Source organism: Enterobacter cloacae complex sp. 370H10 (assembly GCF_050031535.1).
Taxonomy (GTDB): domain Bacteria; phylum Pseudomonadota; class Gammaproteobacteria; order Enterobacterales; family Enterobacteriaceae; genus Enterobacter; species Enterobacter intestinihominis.
In genome coordinates this window covers 464,745-479,862 of the sequence record NZ_JBLGWG010000001.1, presented here as the reverse complement: position 1 = coordinate 479,862, position 15,118 = coordinate 464,745, and the positions used below count along the sequence as shown (strand labels likewise).

14 protein-coding genes are annotated in these 15,118 nt (G+C 50.9%); 8 read left to right on the top strand and 6 right to left on the bottom strand.

Features of this window, described 5'->3' with window-relative positions; genetic code table 11:
* Positions 1–163: 163 nt before the first annotated feature.
* Both msrA and ACQG2Q_RS02335 read left to right on the top strand, forming a co-directional pair.
* Positions 164–805, top strand: coding sequence for a peptide-methionine (S)-S-oxide reductase MsrA (gene msrA / locus ACQG2Q_RS02340; protein WP_063849833.1), 642 nt, complete (start codon positions 164–166; stop codon positions 803–805).
* 250 nt (positions 806–1,055) lie between these two features.
* Positions 1,056–2,393 carry a hemolysin family protein gene (locus ACQG2Q_RS02335; RefSeq protein WP_022646849.1) on the top strand — a complete coding sequence of 446 codons (1,338 nt, stop codon included), beginning with the start codon at positions 1,056–1,058 and terminating at the stop codon, positions 2,391–2,393.
* A gap of 76 nt (positions 2,394–2,469) precedes the next feature.
* Here ACQG2Q_RS02335 and ACQG2Q_RS02330 read toward each other — a convergent pair whose 3' ends face one another.
* Positions 2,470–2,676, bottom strand: a complete 207-nt coding sequence (locus ACQG2Q_RS02330; RefSeq protein ID WP_003856054.1) for a DUF1107 domain-containing protein — start codon at positions 2,674–2,676, stop codon at positions 2,470–2,472.
* 324 nt (positions 2,677–3,000) lie between these two features.
* Here ACQG2Q_RS02330 and ACQG2Q_RS02325 point away from each other — a divergent pair, with 324 nt between their 5' ends.
* Positions 3,001–3,558 carry a YtfJ family protein gene (locus ACQG2Q_RS02325; RefSeq protein WP_045620972.1) on the top strand — a complete coding sequence of 186 codons (558 nt, stop codon included), beginning with the start codon at positions 3,001–3,003 and terminating at the stop codon, positions 3,556–3,558.
* Here the strand turns inward: ACQG2Q_RS02325 and cysQ are convergent.
* Positions 3,552–4,292, bottom strand: a complete 741-nt coding sequence (cysQ, locus tag ACQG2Q_RS02320) for a 3'(2'),5'-bisphosphate nucleotidase CysQ (RefSeq protein ID WP_022646848.1) — start codon at positions 4,290–4,292, stop codon at positions 3,552–3,554. The two genes, ACQG2Q_RS02325 and cysQ, sit on opposite strands and share 7 nt — an antisense overlap.
* Before the next feature lie 190 nt (positions 4,293–4,482).
* Here cysQ and ACQG2Q_RS02315 point away from each other — a divergent pair, with 190 nt between their 5' ends.
* Positions 4,483–6,426, top strand: coding sequence for a bifunctional 2',3'-cyclic-nucleotide 2'-phosphodiesterase/3'-nucleotidase (locus ACQG2Q_RS02315; RefSeq protein WP_096216727.1), 1,944 nt, complete (start codon positions 4,483–4,485; stop codon positions 6,424–6,426).
* Between the two features lie 93 nt (positions 6,427–6,519).
* Here the strand turns inward: ACQG2Q_RS02315 and ACQG2Q_RS02310 are convergent, their stop codons facing one another.
* Complete coding sequence (locus ACQG2Q_RS02310) at positions 6,520–6,906, bottom strand: winged helix-turn-helix transcriptional regulator (protein ID WP_022646846.1); 387 nt, start codon at positions 6,904–6,906, stop codon at positions 6,520–6,522.
* A gap of 84 nt (positions 6,907–6,990) precedes the next feature.
* Between ACQG2Q_RS02310 and ACQG2Q_RS02305 the strand changes: the two genes are divergently transcribed.
* Both ACQG2Q_RS02305 and ACQG2Q_RS02300 read left to right on the top strand, forming a co-directional pair.
* The gene (locus ACQG2Q_RS02305; protein ID WP_023299152.1) at positions 6,991–7,839 is read left to right on the top strand and encodes an SDR family oxidoreductase; all 849 of its coding nucleotides are present in this window, start codon (positions 6,991–6,993) and stop codon (positions 7,837–7,839) included.
* A gap of 81 nt (positions 7,840–7,920) precedes the next feature.
* A complete protein-coding gene (locus ACQG2Q_RS02300) occupies positions 7,921–8,772 on the top strand; it encodes an AraC family transcriptional regulator (protein ID WP_058647071.1) in 852 nt (283 codons plus the stop codon).
* Between the two features lie 21 nt (positions 8,773–8,793).
* Here the strand turns inward: ACQG2Q_RS02300 and ACQG2Q_RS02295 are convergent, their stop codons facing one another.
* Both ACQG2Q_RS02295 and ACQG2Q_RS02290 read right to left on the bottom strand, forming a co-directional pair.
* Positions 8,794–9,153, bottom strand: a complete 360-nt coding sequence (locus tag ACQG2Q_RS02295) for a DUF4156 domain-containing protein (RefSeq protein WP_023305310.1) — start codon at positions 9,151–9,153, stop codon at positions 8,794–8,796.
* 416 nt (positions 9,154–9,569) lie between these two features.
* Positions 9,570–9,746 carry a hypothetical protein gene (locus tag ACQG2Q_RS02290; protein WP_023305308.1) on the bottom strand — a complete coding sequence of 59 codons (177 nt, stop codon included), beginning with the start codon at positions 9,744–9,746 and terminating at the stop codon, positions 9,570–9,572.
* 434 nt (positions 9,747–10,180) lie between these two features.
* Here ACQG2Q_RS02290 and ACQG2Q_RS02285 point away from each other — a divergent pair, with 434 nt between their 5' ends.
* Both ACQG2Q_RS02285 and ACQG2Q_RS02280 read left to right on the top strand, forming a co-directional pair.
* Complete coding sequence (locus ACQG2Q_RS02285) at positions 10,181–10,786, top strand: response regulator transcription factor (RefSeq protein ID WP_023305307.1); 606 nt, start codon at positions 10,181–10,183, stop codon at positions 10,784–10,786.
* On the top strand, positions 10,783–14,280 hold the full coding sequence (locus ACQG2Q_RS02280) for an ATP-binding protein (RefSeq protein WP_426759054.1): 3,498 nt from the start codon (positions 10,783–10,785) through the stop codon (positions 14,278–14,280). The genes ACQG2Q_RS02285 and ACQG2Q_RS02280 overlap by 4 nt, the downstream gene beginning before the upstream one ends.
* A 9-nt stretch (positions 14,281–14,289) precedes the next feature.
* Here the strand turns inward: ACQG2Q_RS02280 and ACQG2Q_RS02275 are convergent, their stop codons facing one another.
* Complete coding sequence (locus ACQG2Q_RS02275; RefSeq protein ID WP_023305305.1) at positions 14,290–14,898, bottom strand: hypothetical protein; 609 nt, start codon at positions 14,896–14,898, stop codon at positions 14,290–14,292.
* Positions 14,899–15,118 lie beyond the last annotated feature (220 nt).

The window sequence follows — 15,118 nt, the reverse complement described above, 5'->3', positions numbered from 1 at the left end:
AATACGGCCTGAAAGCCAAAAACCCAAATTACGGGTTGAAAAAGGGCCTAACACCCAAATATTTCTTATGATTAAATCTAGACTCATTCATCGCATTTATTGTGTTCAATTAAACGCTTCGTGACAACCTTAACCGAAACAACGCTACCCCGGAGGCCCCACCGTGAGTTTATTTGATAAAAAGCATCTGGTATCACTAGCCGATGCGTTACCGGGACGCAACACCCCTATGCCAGTGGCGACATTACACGCCGTAAACAACCATTCAATGACAAACGTTCCTGATGGAATGGAGATCGCCCTGTTTGCCATGGGCTGCTTCTGGGGCGTAGAACGCCTGTTCTGGCAACTGCCGGGCGTGTACAGCACCGCTGCGGGCTACACCGGAGGATATACGCCTAACCCAACCTACCGCGAAGTCTGTTCCGGTGAGACCGGTCATGCTGAAGCGGTGCGTGTGGTGTATGACCCGAGCGTCATCAGCTATGAACAGCTGCTCCAGGTGTTCTGGGAAAATCATGACCCGGCGCAGGGCATGCGTCAGGGTAACGATCACGGCACCCAATACCGCTCGGCCATCTATCCGCTCACCCCTGAGCAGGAGGCTGCGGCCCACGCCAGCCTGACGCGTTTCCAGGAAGCGATGCAGGCAGCCGGTGATAAACGTCAGGTCACGACGGAAATCGCTACTGCGAAACCGTTCTACTATGCCGAAGACGACCACCAGCAGTATCTGCATAAAAATCCGTACGGCTACTGCGGCATTGGCGGCATCGGCGTCTGTCTGCCTCCACAGCAGGACTGATTACAACATCAGCGCCACGCGAGCCGCGTGGCGCGCCTGTAAGCAAAAGTGTCAGTTCATTACTTAACCACTCTCTGCCCTTTCATCCGGCCACTTTTTGCCGAAAACGTGACCTCTGGCAGATTTACACGCCTTTACGCTATACTACCGCTGAAATAATCGGCTCAACGCTACGAGCTGAGTTCAATGTGTCTTCACACGAATGGTATCAACTCCCCTTCTGAGGATCTGGCGAGAAGCCGGATAAACTATGTTAAACAGTATTTTAGTAATACTTTGTCTTATTGCCGTCAGTGCATTTTTCTCGATATCGGAGATCTCGCTGGCTGCCTCCCGTAAAATCAAACTGAAGCTGCTTGCCGACGAGGGCAACATCAACGCATCACGCATTCTGAAAATGCAGGAAAACCCAGGCATGTTCTTTACCGTGGTGCAGATTGGCCTGAACGCGGTCGCCATTCTTGGCGGTATCGTGGGCGATGCAGCATTTTCTCCGGCGTTTTATAGCCTCTTTGTAAAGTACATGTCCGCAGAGCTGGCCGAGCAGTTGAGCTTCATCCTCTCCTTCTCGCTGGTCACCGGTTTGTTCATTCTATTCGCGGACCTGACCCCGAAACGCATCGGTATGATTGCGCCAGAAGCTGTGGCTTTGCGTATCATCAACCCGATGCGCTTCTGCCTGTATGTCTTCCGTCCGCTGGTGTGGTTCTTCAACGGCCTGGCGAACGTCATTTTCCGCATCTTCAAGCTGCCGATGGTGCGTAAAGACGACATCACCTCCGACGATATTTATGCGGTGGTGGAAGCCGGGGCGCTGGCAGGCGTGCTGCGCAAGCAGGAGCACGAGCTGATCGAGAACGTTTTCGAACTGGAATCCCGTACCGTGCCGTCCTCCATGACCGGCCGTGAGAACATCATCTGGTTCGATCTGCATGAAGACGAGCAGAGCCTGAAGACCAAAGTGGCGCAGCATCCGCACTCCAAGTTCCTGGTCTGTAACGAAGATATCGACCATATCATCGGCTATGTGGACTCCAAAGACCTGCTGAACCGCGTACTGGCAAACCAGAGCCTGGCGCTGAACAGCGGCGTGCAGATCCGTAACACCCTGATTGTGCCGGACACCCTGACGCTCTCCGAAGCGCTGGAAAGTTTCAAAACCGCCGGTGAAGACTTCGCGGTGATCATGAACGAATATGCGCTGGTGGTGGGCATTATCACCCTCAACGACGTCATGACGACGCTGATGGGCGACCTGGTCGGCCAGGGGCTGGAAGAGCAAATTGTGCAGCGTGATGAGAACTCATGGCTGATCGATGGTGGTACGCCGATTGAAGACGTCATGCGCGTGCTCGACATCGACGAGTTCCCGCAGTCCGGAAACTACGAGACCATCGGCGGCTTTATGATGTTTATGCTGCGTAAGATCCCGAAACGTACCGACTCGGTGAAATTCTCTGGCTTCAAGTTTGAAGTGGTGGATATTGATAACTACCGCATCGACCAACTGCTGGTAACGCGCATTGATAGTAAACCGACCGTGCTGGTACCGAAGCTGCCAGATGCGGAAGATAAGGTGTCAGCGTAACCCTTTGTATGTCCCACAAACATCAACGGCTCCCATCGGGAGCCGTCTTTTTAACTACTACTGCATAGCACGTTGGTTAAGCCATCTCAGTTTGCAGACGCATAACCTGACGGTTGACTTCGGACATCACAGACAAGTGCTGTTTGTCCTTCACTTTCGGGATAAGGATTTTGCCCTTATCGAACTCAAAAGCGCCAACATCCTTGATATACAACCGTCCACGGAACAGGATCTTCACGTACTTCGCCACCTGAAGCGGGTTGTAGCGTTGGAAAATTTTCATTCTTGTATCTCCTGCGAATCATACGCCCTTGCGGTGCCACAATCGGCCCGACTGTCCTGAGCGCAAATTTTGATGCCCAATGACTATAGACCAGAACCTCGTACTTACCCAGTGTGCATAAGTTTATTTACCGTTTGATTACAATTATTCAGAATAATCTTTGCAAAGCGTGATACAGAGCAGTATATGCCGTCGTTTTTGCGTGGATATGTGCGTTCGCCCGCAAACTGGCATCGGGATTGCGGGAAAAGCCCATTGATCGCACTTATGATTAAAAGCGCATGACCAAGTGGTCGGATCACCTGCTCACAATAAGGAAACACCATGACCCTACGTAACCTCCTGGCAGCAGCTTGCCTGTTGCTGCCGCTGATGGCTTCCGCACACAACATTGAAAAAGGACAACGTGTCCCGCCGGTCGGCATTGCTGACCGGGGAGAATTGATTCTCGACAATGATAAGTTTAGCTACAAAGCCTGGAATAGCGCGCAGCTTGCGGGCAAAGTGAGAGTTGTACAGCATATTGCCGGACGTACATCCGCTAAAGAGAAAAACGCCACCCTCGTGGAAGCGATCAAGGCCGCAAAACTCCCGCACGATCGCTACCAGACCACCACCATCGTGAATACCGACGACGCGATTCCCGGCTCCGGGATGTTTGTGCGCTCAAGCCTTGAGAGCAATAAGAAGCTCTATCCCTGGTCGCAGTTTATTGTCGACAGCAACGGCGTGACGCGTAAGGCGTGGCAGCTGGAAGAAGAGAGTTCAGCGATTGTTGTGCTGGACAAAAACGGTCGCGTACAGTGGGTTAAGGACGGCGCGCTGACGCAGGATGAGGTGCAGCAGGTGGTTGCCCTGCTGCATAAGCTACTGGCTCAGTAAAGTGACACCCTGAAGCCAGGATTGAGGAATGACTCGCGCGGGGTGTAGTCCAGTGGCTTACCCTGCCAGTCATGCACATGCGCGCCAGCGGCCGCAGCCACCGCATGCCCTGCCGCCGTATCCCAGACGTTCGTCGGCCCGAAACGGGGGTACAACTGCGCCTGCCCTTCCGCCACCAGACAGAACTTCAGCGACGAGCCAATCGACGTCGTCTGGTGTTCCCCCAGCTGTTGCAGGTACTCCTCCAGCTCGCTGTCGCTGTGCGAGCGGCTGATCACCACCAGCGGAGGACGGGCATCTCGCACCTGGATCTGCTTACGCACGCCGCACTCTTCCTTCCAGGCTTTACCTTCCGCCGCGCTGTACATCACCTTCATCACCGGGGCATAAACCACGCCAAGCACCGCCTTTCCTTTTTCAATCAGGGCGATATTCACGGTAAATTCACCGTTACGCTTGATGAACTCTTTCGTGCCGTCCAGCGGGTCCACCAGCCAGTAACGCTGCCAGTGCTGACGTTCGTCCCAGCCCTGGGGCGCTTCTTCAGAAAGGACCGGAATATCCGGCGTCAGGGTCTGCAAACCTTTCAGGATCACCGTATGCGCCGCGATATCCGCCGCCGTCACCGGGGAGTCGTCCGCTTTGCTGACAACATCCATCGGTTTCGCACCGTCGTACACCTGCATAATGGCATCACCCGCATCCCGTGCGAGCTGACAAATTTGATCTAACATTCTCCACCTCTTCGTTAACGCAGTGGGCATAACTTATTGTTTTAGTTATATCGTAATGTGAACAATTCCGCTATCTGTGAAGCAATTCTGGTTTCAGCGTTCTTTTTTCTGGCAGCATTCACACTTCTGTAAGCAACAAATACTACATACATACTCTTTTGTGGCTTGGATCGAAAAAAGGACTCCTCAGATGATTAAGTTTAGCGCAACGCTCCTGGCAACGCTGATTGCGGCAAGCGTTCAGGCAGCGACGGTGGATCTCCGCATTCTGGAAACCACCGATCTGCACGGCAACATGATGGACTTCGATTACTACAAAGATACGCCTGTCGAAAAATTCGGACTGGTACGTACGGCAAGTTTGATCAACGCCGCCCGCGGTGAAGTGAAAAACAGCGTGCTGGTCGATAACGGGGACTTAATTCAGGGCAGCCCGCTCAGCGACTACATGGCGGCGAAGGGGCTGAAGAAAGGCGAGATCCATCCTGTTTATAAGGCAATGAATACGCTGGACTATGCCGTCGGCAACCTGGGCAACCACGAATTTAACTACGGCCTGAAATACCTGCACGATGCGCTGGCAGGGGCAAAATTCCCGTACGTTAATGCCAATATCATCGACGTTAAGACGAAAAAGCCGCTCTTTACCCCTTACCTGATTAAAGAGACCGAGGTTGTCGACCAGGACGGTAAAAAACAGACGCTGAAAATCGGCTATATCGGCTTTGTGCCGCCGCAGATCATGACGTGGGATAAAGCCAACCTCGACGGGAAAGTAACCGTCAACGACATTACCGAAACGGCGCGAAAATACGTGCCGGAGATGCGGGCGAAAGGCGCAGATGTGGTGGTCGTTGTGGCCCACTCTGGCCTCTCGGCCGACCCGTATCAGGCGATGGCTGAGAACTCCGTGTATTACCTCAGCCAGGTACCGGGCGTCGATGCGATCCTGTTTGGTCACGCCCACGCCGTCTTCCCGGGCAAAGATTTCGCCAGTATCAAAGGCGCGGACATCGAAAAAGGGACGCTCAACGGTGTGCCATCGGTGATGCCGGGCATGTGGGGCGACCACCTTGGCGTGGTAGATCTGGTGCTGAATAACGACAGCGGGAGCTGGAAAGTCACGCAGTCGAAAGCGGAAGCGCGTCCGATTTATGATGCCGCTGCAAAAAAATCCCTGGCCGAAGAAGATAAAAAGCTGGTCGACGTCCTGAAGCATGACCACGACGCAACGCGTGAATTTGTCAGCAAGCCGATCGGTAAATCGGCTGATAACATGTACAGCTTCCTCGCGCTGGTACAGGATGACCCGACCGTGCAGGTAGTCAACATGGCGCAGAAAGCCTATGCCGAGCACTATATTCAGGGCGATCCGGATCTGGCCAATCTGCCGGTTCTGTCTGCCGCGGCGCCATTCAAAGTGGGCGGGCGTAAGAACGATCCGGCCAGCTACGTTGAGGTGGAAAAAGGCCAGCTGACCTTCCGTAATGCCGCCGATCTCTACCTCTATCCCAACACCCTCGTGGTGGTGAAAGCCACCGGGAAAGAGGTGAAGGAGTGGCTGGAGTGCTCTGCCGGGCAGTTCAACCAGATCGATCCGCACAGCAGCAAACCGCAGTCGCTGATAAACTGGGACGGTTTCCGCACCTACAACTTCGACGTGATCGACGGCGTGGAATATCAGATTGATGTAACCCAGCCCGCGAAATATGACGGCGAATGTCAGGCCATTAATCCGCAGGCAGAACGCATTAAACACCTGACCTTCAACGGCAAAGCGATTGATCCGAATGCCACTTTCCTCGTGGTGACCAACAACTACCGCGCCTATGGCGGTAAGTTTACCGGTACGGGTGACAGCCACATCGCCTTTGCCTCGCCGGATGAGAACCGTTCGGTGCTGGCGGCGTGGATTAGCGCGGAGTCGAAAAAAGCGGGTGAAATTCATCCGGCGGTGGATAACAACTGGCGTCTGGCGCCGATCCACAGCGACACGACGCTGGATATTCGCTTTGAGACATCACCGTCCGATAAAGCAGCCGTGTTTATCAAGGATAAGGCGCAGTATCCGATGAAACAGGTCGCGACGGATGATATTGGGTTCGCGATTTATCAGGTGGATTTGAGCAGGTAGCGATGATTGTGCCGGGTGGCGCTTGCGCTTACCCGGCCTACGGGATCGAGGATTGCGGGTAGGCCGGGTAAGGCGAAGCCGCCACCCGGCATTTCATGCCGCACGATCGTCCCGATTCGCCATCACCTTCGGCGTATTCACCTCAATCCAGTCAGCCAGCGCGGCCACCTTCTCGCTCACCTCCAGCCCCATCGGCGTCAGGCTGTATTCCACGTGCGGCGGCACAACCGGATAAGAAACGCGATCGACAAACCCGTCCTGCTCCAGCGCCTGAAGCGATTGGGCCAGCATCTTCTCGCTCACACCGCCCAGCTTGCGGCGCAGATCGCTAAAACGATGCGTCCCCTGACGTAACGCCACCAGGATCAGCACGCCCCAGCGGCTGGTAACATGTTTGAGCACTTCCCGTGACGGGCACTGTTCTGCAAAGAGATTGCCATCGCGCATTTGCTCGCTGAGCGTCGGTATCGGTGTTTTCATACTTACCTTTTTGTGCGTACTTACTAAAAGTTAGTTATGGTGATAGTGTGCCACAACACCAGACAAACACGAAGGAGATTCATCATGATCGCGATTACCGGCGCAACCGGCCAGCTTGGCCAACACGTTATTGAAGAACTGCTGAAAACCGTTCCGGCCAGCCAGATCGTGGCTATTGTGCGTAACCCGGCAAAAGCCGACGCCTTAAGCCAGCGGGGAATTGTGGTACGTCAGGCGGACTATACCGACCAGGCCGCGTTCACCACCGCCCTGAACGGCGTGGATAAGCTGCTGCTTATCTCCTCCAGCGAAGTGGGCCAGCGCGCCGTACAGCACCAGAACGTGATAAACGCCGCCAAAGCCGCCGGGGTGAAATTCATCGCCTATACCAGCCTGCTGCATGCGGACAGATCCCCGCTGGGTCTGCACGTTGAGCACGTCGAAACCGAAAATGCACTGGCGGCTTCAGGCGTGCCTTACGCCCTGCTGCGCAACGGCTGGTACACCGAAAACTACCTGGCAAGCGCGCCGCCAGCGCTGGAACACGGCGTATTTATAGGTGCCGCAGGCGAAGGCAAAATTGCCTCTGCGACCCGTGCGGATTACGCGGCGGCTGCGGCAAAAGTGATTTCTGAAGAGGGTCACGCCGGCAAGGTGTATGAACTGGCAGGTGACAATGCCTGGACGCTGAGCGAACTGGCTGCGGAGCTTAGCAAGCAGAGCGGTAAGCCGGTAACGTATCAGAACCTCAGCGAAGCCGATTATGCCGCTGCACTGAAAGGCGTTGGTCTGCCTGCCGGGCTGGCGGAGATGCTGGCGGATTCCGATACCGGCGCGTCCAAAGGCGGCCTGTTTGACGACAGCCGTACCCTGAGCAAACTGATTGGCCGTCCGACCACGCCGCTGGCGGAGAGCATCAAAGCCATTCTGTAATTGTTAAGAATTGGTTATTTTTTGTGGCATCCCTTCGGGTCATCTCGGATAATGAAGCGATGACCCACAAGGAGGCTCACCGTGCAAGGCGTACCGGAACAGTTTACTGATGAGAGAGACAGCGCGCGCTTTCGCCATCTGGCGCAGTTGCCGGGTCTGGAGCTATATCACGCGCATATTGCTGACTACGCCTTTGAGCCTCACACGCATGAAGCCTTCGGTATCGGCACCATTGAAACCGGCGCCGAACGCTTCCGCTATCGCGGTACCCAACACTTAGCCGCTGAAAAATCGGTCGTGACCATGAACCCGGACGAGATCCACACGGGCGAATCCGCCACCGAAGGCGGCTGGCGCTACCGGATGGTCTATATCGAACCCGACCTGCTGGAAGAAGTCACCGGCCTGCGCCACTGGTGGTTTAGCGACGTGACCCGCCACGACCCGCTGCGCTCGCAGCAAATTGGCCAGCTGATTTACGGCCTTTGGCATACGAACGATGCGCTGGCACAAAAAGGGTTGCTGCTGGATCTGATTGAGACGTTCCAGCCGCTGGCCCGTCACGCGCCGGTAGCCCGGGAGGGCGCGCACCGCTTCGAGCGCGTTCGCGACTATCTGCACGACAACTATATGCGCGCCCTTACGCTGGACGAACTGGCGAACGTTGTGTCGCTCAGTCCGTACCATTTCCAGCGCCAGTTTAAGGCCCATTTTCACGTCACCCCACACCAGATGCTGATGGCCATCCGGCTGTGGCGCGCCAAAGCATTCCTCACCCACGGCATGCCTGCCGCCGAGGTGGCCGCCGCAACGGGGCTGACCGATCAGTCTCACCTGACCCGCGCCTTTACCCGCCGCTACGGCATTACGCCCGTGCGTTACCAGAAGCAGGTTTCGCCGCGCTTAACGGCTCAGGGCTTTATTGCACGTTAAATACTGTGCTTAGATTATTTATCAGTTATTGCAGCGATACACTGTACCGCTTAGCGTGACGTTAGTTTGTTGGCTGGAACCTGAGCCGAAGTAGGCGCTCCCGGTCTGCCCTGCTCGCTGCGTAAGAATAACGACAACGTTACCCCCCATACTGTAAGCCTGGTTTTTTAAATCATTACGTGCGCCAGTCTCAAGATTAGAGTTTGACGTCCATCCACCCGTGAAGAAGTTTCCCTGGCTGCCCGTCACTTCCCCCAGGAATGTACAATTGCCGGTTGGTTCAGTATTAGTAATACGTACCCGTTCAGCGCCCTGGTTCAAGTTATTTGCTGAGCATGCGGTTAACGCCATACTGAATAATACTATCGCTCTTTTTTTCATGTCTTTATTTTATCCCTTTGAAATAAAATGAGTTATCAGGCATTTTTGTTATACACGCGCGATCACTCAAATAGCGTATCAATAATAGAGTAATGTTACATTCAACTCAAGAATTATAATTCCTCATCTAAAGCCGGTCACAAATAAAACCGGTTTTTGCCGGGCTAAATCCTGAGCACGATAATGGTCTTCGCTTTCATTGATTTCTTCATTACTCCTGTTTCCAAAGATCGCGCTTGGGTTTACAACCATTAGTGCAAACACCGCCATTAAGCAGACTAAAAATAGTTTTATCACAATTATTACATTAACGTTCGATCGTAAGACAAACATAATCGCCAGCTCGCTGTGGCTATTAATATGGTGCAGATAAAAAATGAAAAACCATCAAAAACGCTTACCACGCCTGAAATAATCTAGTAGCCTGCTGCCTTATTGGCAGCCTTAATTCTTTTGGATCGCGAGTCTTTCTCATATTTATCTTTCTCCTCTAACACACTTCCAACCGCATCAATCCATGAATTAGCCGTACAGCCGGTAAAAAGCGTTATTGAAAGCAGCAGTAGCGCATTTTTTAAAAAATGTAATTTCATTTGTTTTCCTGTCAACATCGAACTGACTGTATTTTATTTTACCAGCCGAATGGATAACATCAGCGTTGGCGACAATGTACGTAGGAAAAGTCCCACAATCCTGCGTGGAGAGTTGCGTGTTACGGAAATCAGTCAGTGACGATAAAAAGAGGAAAAACCTTACACGTGAAAGCGAAAAGGGACACCTCGTTCTGTAGTAAAAATGGCTATACTGAGCGTTAAGTAGCAAGTAAACAGAACGATTTAACAACCTATTATTCAACACGTTATATACATTTTACGCATTCAGGTTGTTTTGGTGAAGCCTGATTTGAAATGAACTGACTGCACGGGTTCAACCTACAGCCAGTTTGTCGCCGCACCAGTGGAATGAACCAGGCTAATGCGTTAACATCAGAATAATGCATCGCTTGCCGATTATATTAAGGGTTAGTATGAAAACCGCACTTGTTGTAGACGATCATCCTTCAGTCCGCATGGCATTGAAAATGACATTAGAAAAGATAGGCTTCACTCATGTGGATGAATGTGATAACGGTGCGCAGGCTATAAACCAGATAAAAAAAGGGAAATACAATATCGTCATACTGGATATTGGTATTCCTAACATGGATGGGATGTCGGTTATCGCGGCGGTGCGAAAAGCAGAGATTAATACAAAAATCCTGGTGTTCACCTCACAGTCAGCGGAACTCTATGCCAGCAGATGCATGATGTCCGGCGTGTCTGGATTTTTGACAAAGAATGAGGGTATGGAAGATGTTTCAGCGGCGATCAAAGCCATCAATTCTGGTTTTACATTTTTTCCAAATATAAGCTATGCCAACAATTTTACATCAAGAAAATCATCCTCACTGACAAACCGCGAACTAGAGGTACTGCGTAAAATCATTGCTGGAATGAAAAATATTGAAATAGCAGACAGCATGTGCCTGAGCAGCAAAACAATCAGTACCTATAAAACCCGGATAATGACAAAAATGGGCGTTACGACACTGGTTGATTTGATCGAGATTGCTAAAAGAGAAAAGATTGAATGAAGCGATGGGTTCACTTTAAGCTGCTGCTTATTTTATTGCCATTGTACGCCTGTGCGGAACCACTGAGCGACAAATCTCTGTCTCTGGAACTTTACCCCGATACAATCATCCAGCGTTTTTATAAGCAATCTCTGAAGGTGGGTGTATACAGACCCGATTATCCGCCTTTCGATATCGTTATTAATGGCGAATACCTTGATGGGATCAATGCCGACATACTGCGGACAATCCGTAATAATTCGGATATCCATTTCTCTGTCACCCTTTTCGATAACGCTGTCGCTGCTTTTGACGCGCTGGCAGAAGGGTCTATTGATGCGATCACGACCACTGGCCCGGTAACTGAAACGAAAAAATCCAGGTATTCTTATCTCCCGGTTATTTCAACGAATAAAATAGTTGAAATCGCACCCGCGGAAAATAAACCCGATACAAAAGATTACGAGACGATTGCCACCGTTGATCGGTTTATTTCTGATGAGTTTATAAAAGAGCGCTATCCTGAAGCAAAAATAAACCGCTACGATTCCGTACTGAATGCGCTTGCCTCTGTCGCCCTCCATAAAAACGATATCTATGTGGGTGATGCAATAAGTGCTGGTTATTTTTATAACAATAGCGTTTTCAATACTCTTCACGTCAGTCGCCAGCTTAATACCATTAACCAGGCAGAAGGAAAAGTATACTTCGCAATACGTAACTCTGATATAAAAACCAGACAAATCATAGAATCCGGGCTACAAAAGATATCCCAGTCAGATCTGTCAGAATTCATAAGGGGCTGGGATAAATCCAGTGATTTTATCACGCCGGGCTCACCACAATATCTCACCGAAAAGGAAGCCCGGTGGTTACAAGGTAAGAAGCAGTTTTATGTTCAGCTGCCAACAACCGCGCCACCTTTTTCAGAATATGCTAACGGGACGTTTACTGGCATCATCCCTGATGTCTTTAGTCTGATTGGCAAAATGCTTAACGTTACGTTTGCATTTTTGCCAGAAAACCCGTCATCAAAGAACATTAATCCTGATGAGATCGTTGGCTTTGCCAGCTCCGTATACAACACCGATACGCGATATCGGTTTACCCGAAGCTTCATTCAATTTCCTCTCGTTTTCGTTACTCGTCACGGTGAGAGCCTAAAAAAATTGCCTACGCGCGCTCGCCGGATCGCGACTTTTATGGATGTTAATCATCTCGAGGGTTATGATCTCACTTCGTATACCGTTGTGCCTGTATCTTCGACGGCAGCTGCCTATAATTTATTAAGCAGTAACAAAGTCGATGCCGTACTTGATAATTTTGTCTCCGCTAATTATTACACACACACGCATCAATATTCCCTGGCCATAGACGATATAGTTGATGGAAATTTTGCCAAACTTTCCCTGGGCATTTCCGCGCACAATGAAGTTTTGTATGAAATAATCAATAAATCATTAAAGAACCTCGCCGGATCTGAACTCGACGATATCACCACGAAATGGACCGCCGCGCCCTCAAAAACAAGTTTCATCGAAGCAAACAAAACCGCCATTCTCTACACGGTAATAGTCCTTCTCCTGCTGGGCATGATTTCCACCGGCTGGGCGCTTGTCCTTCGAAAGCACGTTCGACATGCACAGCGGACCCAGAGAAAACTGGACGATCAGCTGGCTTTGACAAACGCGCTTATCAACGGCACGCCGAATCCCCTGTATGTTCGTAATAAAGATGCAGAGCTCATATCGTTTAATGAGGCCTATACGGAAGCTTTAAAAGATTTCCATATCGAACAGGAATACGCTTTTAGTCAGGCTGAGTATGAAAATACAACGGCCTCACATCTTTCGTCTCTTGAAACATACCGCCAGGATTTCTTCAGCGTGTTACGGGATAAGGTATCAATATCGAAAGACCGGGCAATTACATTCAGCGATGGGCGCCCTGATGCCGTGATATATCGCTGGATGGTGCCATTCCTGGATGCCGAAGGCCGCGTAAATGGCGTTATTGGCGGCTGGATTGACATCACGTCGAGAATCGAAATGGAAGAGAGCCTAAGAGCAGCCAGGAAGGAATCTGAAAGGGCGAATGTAGCAAAATCCACTTTTCTTGCCACCATGAGCCATGAAATTAGAACGCCTCTGAATGCCATTATCGGTATGCTGGAGCTTGGAACAAAAAAACTCCACGATGGAATCATAGACAGTACCGCATTCGACGTCGCCTATTCTTCGTCAAACGTACTACAGGAACTTATTGGTAATATCCTTGATATTTCCATGATTGAATCTGAAAAACTGGTTATTCATTATACAGAAATGGAGCTCAGAAAAACCATTGAACAGATTATCTCCTTATTCAGGCCTGGCGCGTTCAACAACGGTATCGAGCTTGTACTCCTATATCCAGCAAAGCTCGACGACATCATTGTGACAACAGATGAGCTTCGGTTCAGACAGGTTGTCAGCAATATCATCAGTAATGCCATCAAATTCACGAATGAAGGCGAAGTGCGTGTCGCAGTAGAATGCGTTAATTCTCAAGTCACAGACGTCGCCCTGCTGCAAATTGCCATAACGGATACGGGCTGCGGTATATCGCCTGAAGGGCAACAGACATTATTCCGACCTTTTTCCCAGGCTGATATTAACGGCTATTCTCATCAGTCAGGCTCCGGGCTTGGACTCCTCATCTCTCGCCGGCTTTGTGAAGCTTTGGGTGGAGGCATACAACTTCATAGTCAACCGGGCGTGGGAACCAGAGTCGACATTACGTTAAAAGTGGGCGTAAGCCAACAGAAGAGCAAGCGTGCTGCGGCAGAGGTTATAGATATCCAGCGTCAAAACAGCTCAGCCACCGTTCTTGTCGTTGATGATTTTTACCCAAATCTCATGCTGTTAAATAAGCAGCTGTCATACCTTGGCTACGTCGTGATCGAATGTAGCGATCCTCGTGACGCATATGCTCAGTGGAGAAGCACCGGTGCCGAGATTATTATCACTGACTGTAATATGCCGTATATCTCAGGAATTGAGCTGACAAAATTAATCCGTAAGGAAAACAGCGATACTGTAATTATCGGCCTGACGGCTGATGCCCGCGATGAACAAAGAGGAGCCTGTCTTCAGGCCGGGATGACGGAATGCCTCTTTAAACCCGTTTCGCTCAAAACCCTATCCCTCGCATTAAGCAAATTTGCCAGCGCTATCCAGCCCGCCACAAACGCATGCGCAAAAGCGGAAGATCGGGTCGACCAGCATGTATTTAACTCCTGCTTAGCGCATCTCGACGTCACCATCAGCGATTTGCACGACGCTATCAGCGCGGAAGATTTCTTGCAGATCGCCGAACTTGCTCACCTGATGAAAGGCGGTTTTTATCTTCTGAAGAACGATTCGCTGGCTGACTTATGTACTGAACTGGAAGAAGCCGCAGACAGGAAAACCATCAGCCTCTGCCTTCAGCTTGCGCTACGTCTTGAAGATGCGGTAAGCGATCTCTCGTCATGAACCTTGAGCCTAACCAAGCGCTAATGTTTGGCTTTGACTGAGTATCAGACGCGCTTTTAGATATAATTCCTGACGGCTGTGCGTCCCGATCCGGTCCGACAGTAAAGCGCGCTGACAATAAAGCGTTTTTACCGAGCGAAAGAGCCGTCTGGCCTCAAGAGGAAGTGGGATATCTTTTTCCAGCATTTGCATGGTTCGGTTATCACATCGAGTGAGCAGAGGCAGAACGTTGTCCGAAGCGTGCGAGGCGTAACCGGCAATCCAGCGTCTGATTATTTCAGCCACCGCATAAATGCTGGTATCTGGAGTAATGAACAGTGTTCGTTCATATCCGCTGGTCCCTGACAGCATTCGGAAGCAAGAGTCAGTACAGAAAACAATACGAGGGATCTTCCCTTCCATTGCCGCATCCTCCTTCATCCGCCATACGAACACCTGTGGCAGCGTCATTCCGACAAAGACCTGCACCTGGATCTCTGGCATGGTAATAATGTCTGGCGAAATAATATTCCTGAAAAGCACCACCAGCGCGGAACAAAATACATTATTGGCTCCGCTGATAGAAATACGGGAACGCCCTGTCAGCATCACCTGTTCGGACCATATGACTTCCTGCATCTTCTTTCCTGTAAAATAGGCCGATCGTTCTCATCGTCCCACGTCGTTGATTGCAGGATATGAAAACCGACGTTATGCCGTGGTCGTAAAAATCCGTCGACTATAGTAATGACACCGTCCTTCGAAGCCTGTAGGTCTTATAGGTATGTCTTGTAGGATTAAACTGAAACCACGGAAAAAGTATCCTGGCGGCTGACGCTTTGGCCCCATGTCTTTACGT

Excerpts from the sequence above, each read along its gene's own strand:
- ACQG2Q_RS02305 (WP_023299152.1), top strand. The coding sequence starts at position 6,991 with ATGATCGCGATTACCGGCGCAACCGGCCAGCTTGGCCAACACGTTATT.
- ACQG2Q_RS02295 (WP_023305310.1), bottom strand. The coding sequence starts at position 9,153 with ATGAAAAAAAGAGCGATAGTATTATTCAGTATGGCGTTAACCGCATGC.
- ACQG2Q_RS02290 (WP_023305308.1), bottom strand. The coding sequence starts at position 9,746 with ATGAAATTACATTTTTTAAAAAATGCGCTACTGCTGCTTTCAATAACG.
- ACQG2Q_RS02275 (WP_023305305.1), bottom strand. The coding sequence starts at position 14,898 with ATGCAGGAAGTCATATGGTCCGAACAGGTGATGCTGACAGGGCGTTCC.
- cysQ (WP_022646848.1), bottom strand. The coding sequence starts at position 4,292 with ATGTTAGATCAAATTTGTCAGCTCGCACGGGATGCGGGTGATGCCATT.
- ACQG2Q_RS02330 (WP_003856054.1), bottom strand. The coding sequence starts at position 2,676 with ATGAAAATTTTCCAACGCTACAACCCGCTTCAGGTGGCGAAGTACGTG.
- ACQG2Q_RS02335 (WP_022646849.1), top strand. The coding sequence starts at position 1,056 with ATGTTAAACAGTATTTTAGTAATACTTTGTCTTATTGCCGTCAGTGCA.
- ACQG2Q_RS02310 (WP_022646846.1), bottom strand. The coding sequence starts at position 6,906 with ATGAAAACACCGATACCGACGCTCAGCGAGCAAATGCGCGATGGCAAT.
- ACQG2Q_RS02325 (WP_045620972.1), top strand. The coding sequence starts at position 3,001 with ATGACCCTACGTAACCTCCTGGCAGCAGCTTGCCTGTTGCTGCCGCTG.
- ACQG2Q_RS02315 (WP_096216727.1), top strand. The coding sequence starts at position 4,483 with ATGATTAAGTTTAGCGCAACGCTCCTGGCAACGCTGATTGCGGCAAGC.
- ACQG2Q_RS02285 (WP_023305307.1), top strand. The coding sequence starts at position 10,181 with ATGAAAACCGCACTTGTTGTAGACGATCATCCTTCAGTCCGCATGGCA.
- ACQG2Q_RS02280 (WP_426759054.1), top strand. The coding sequence starts at position 10,783 with ATGAAGCGATGGGTTCACTTTAAGCTGCTGCTTATTTTATTGCCATTG.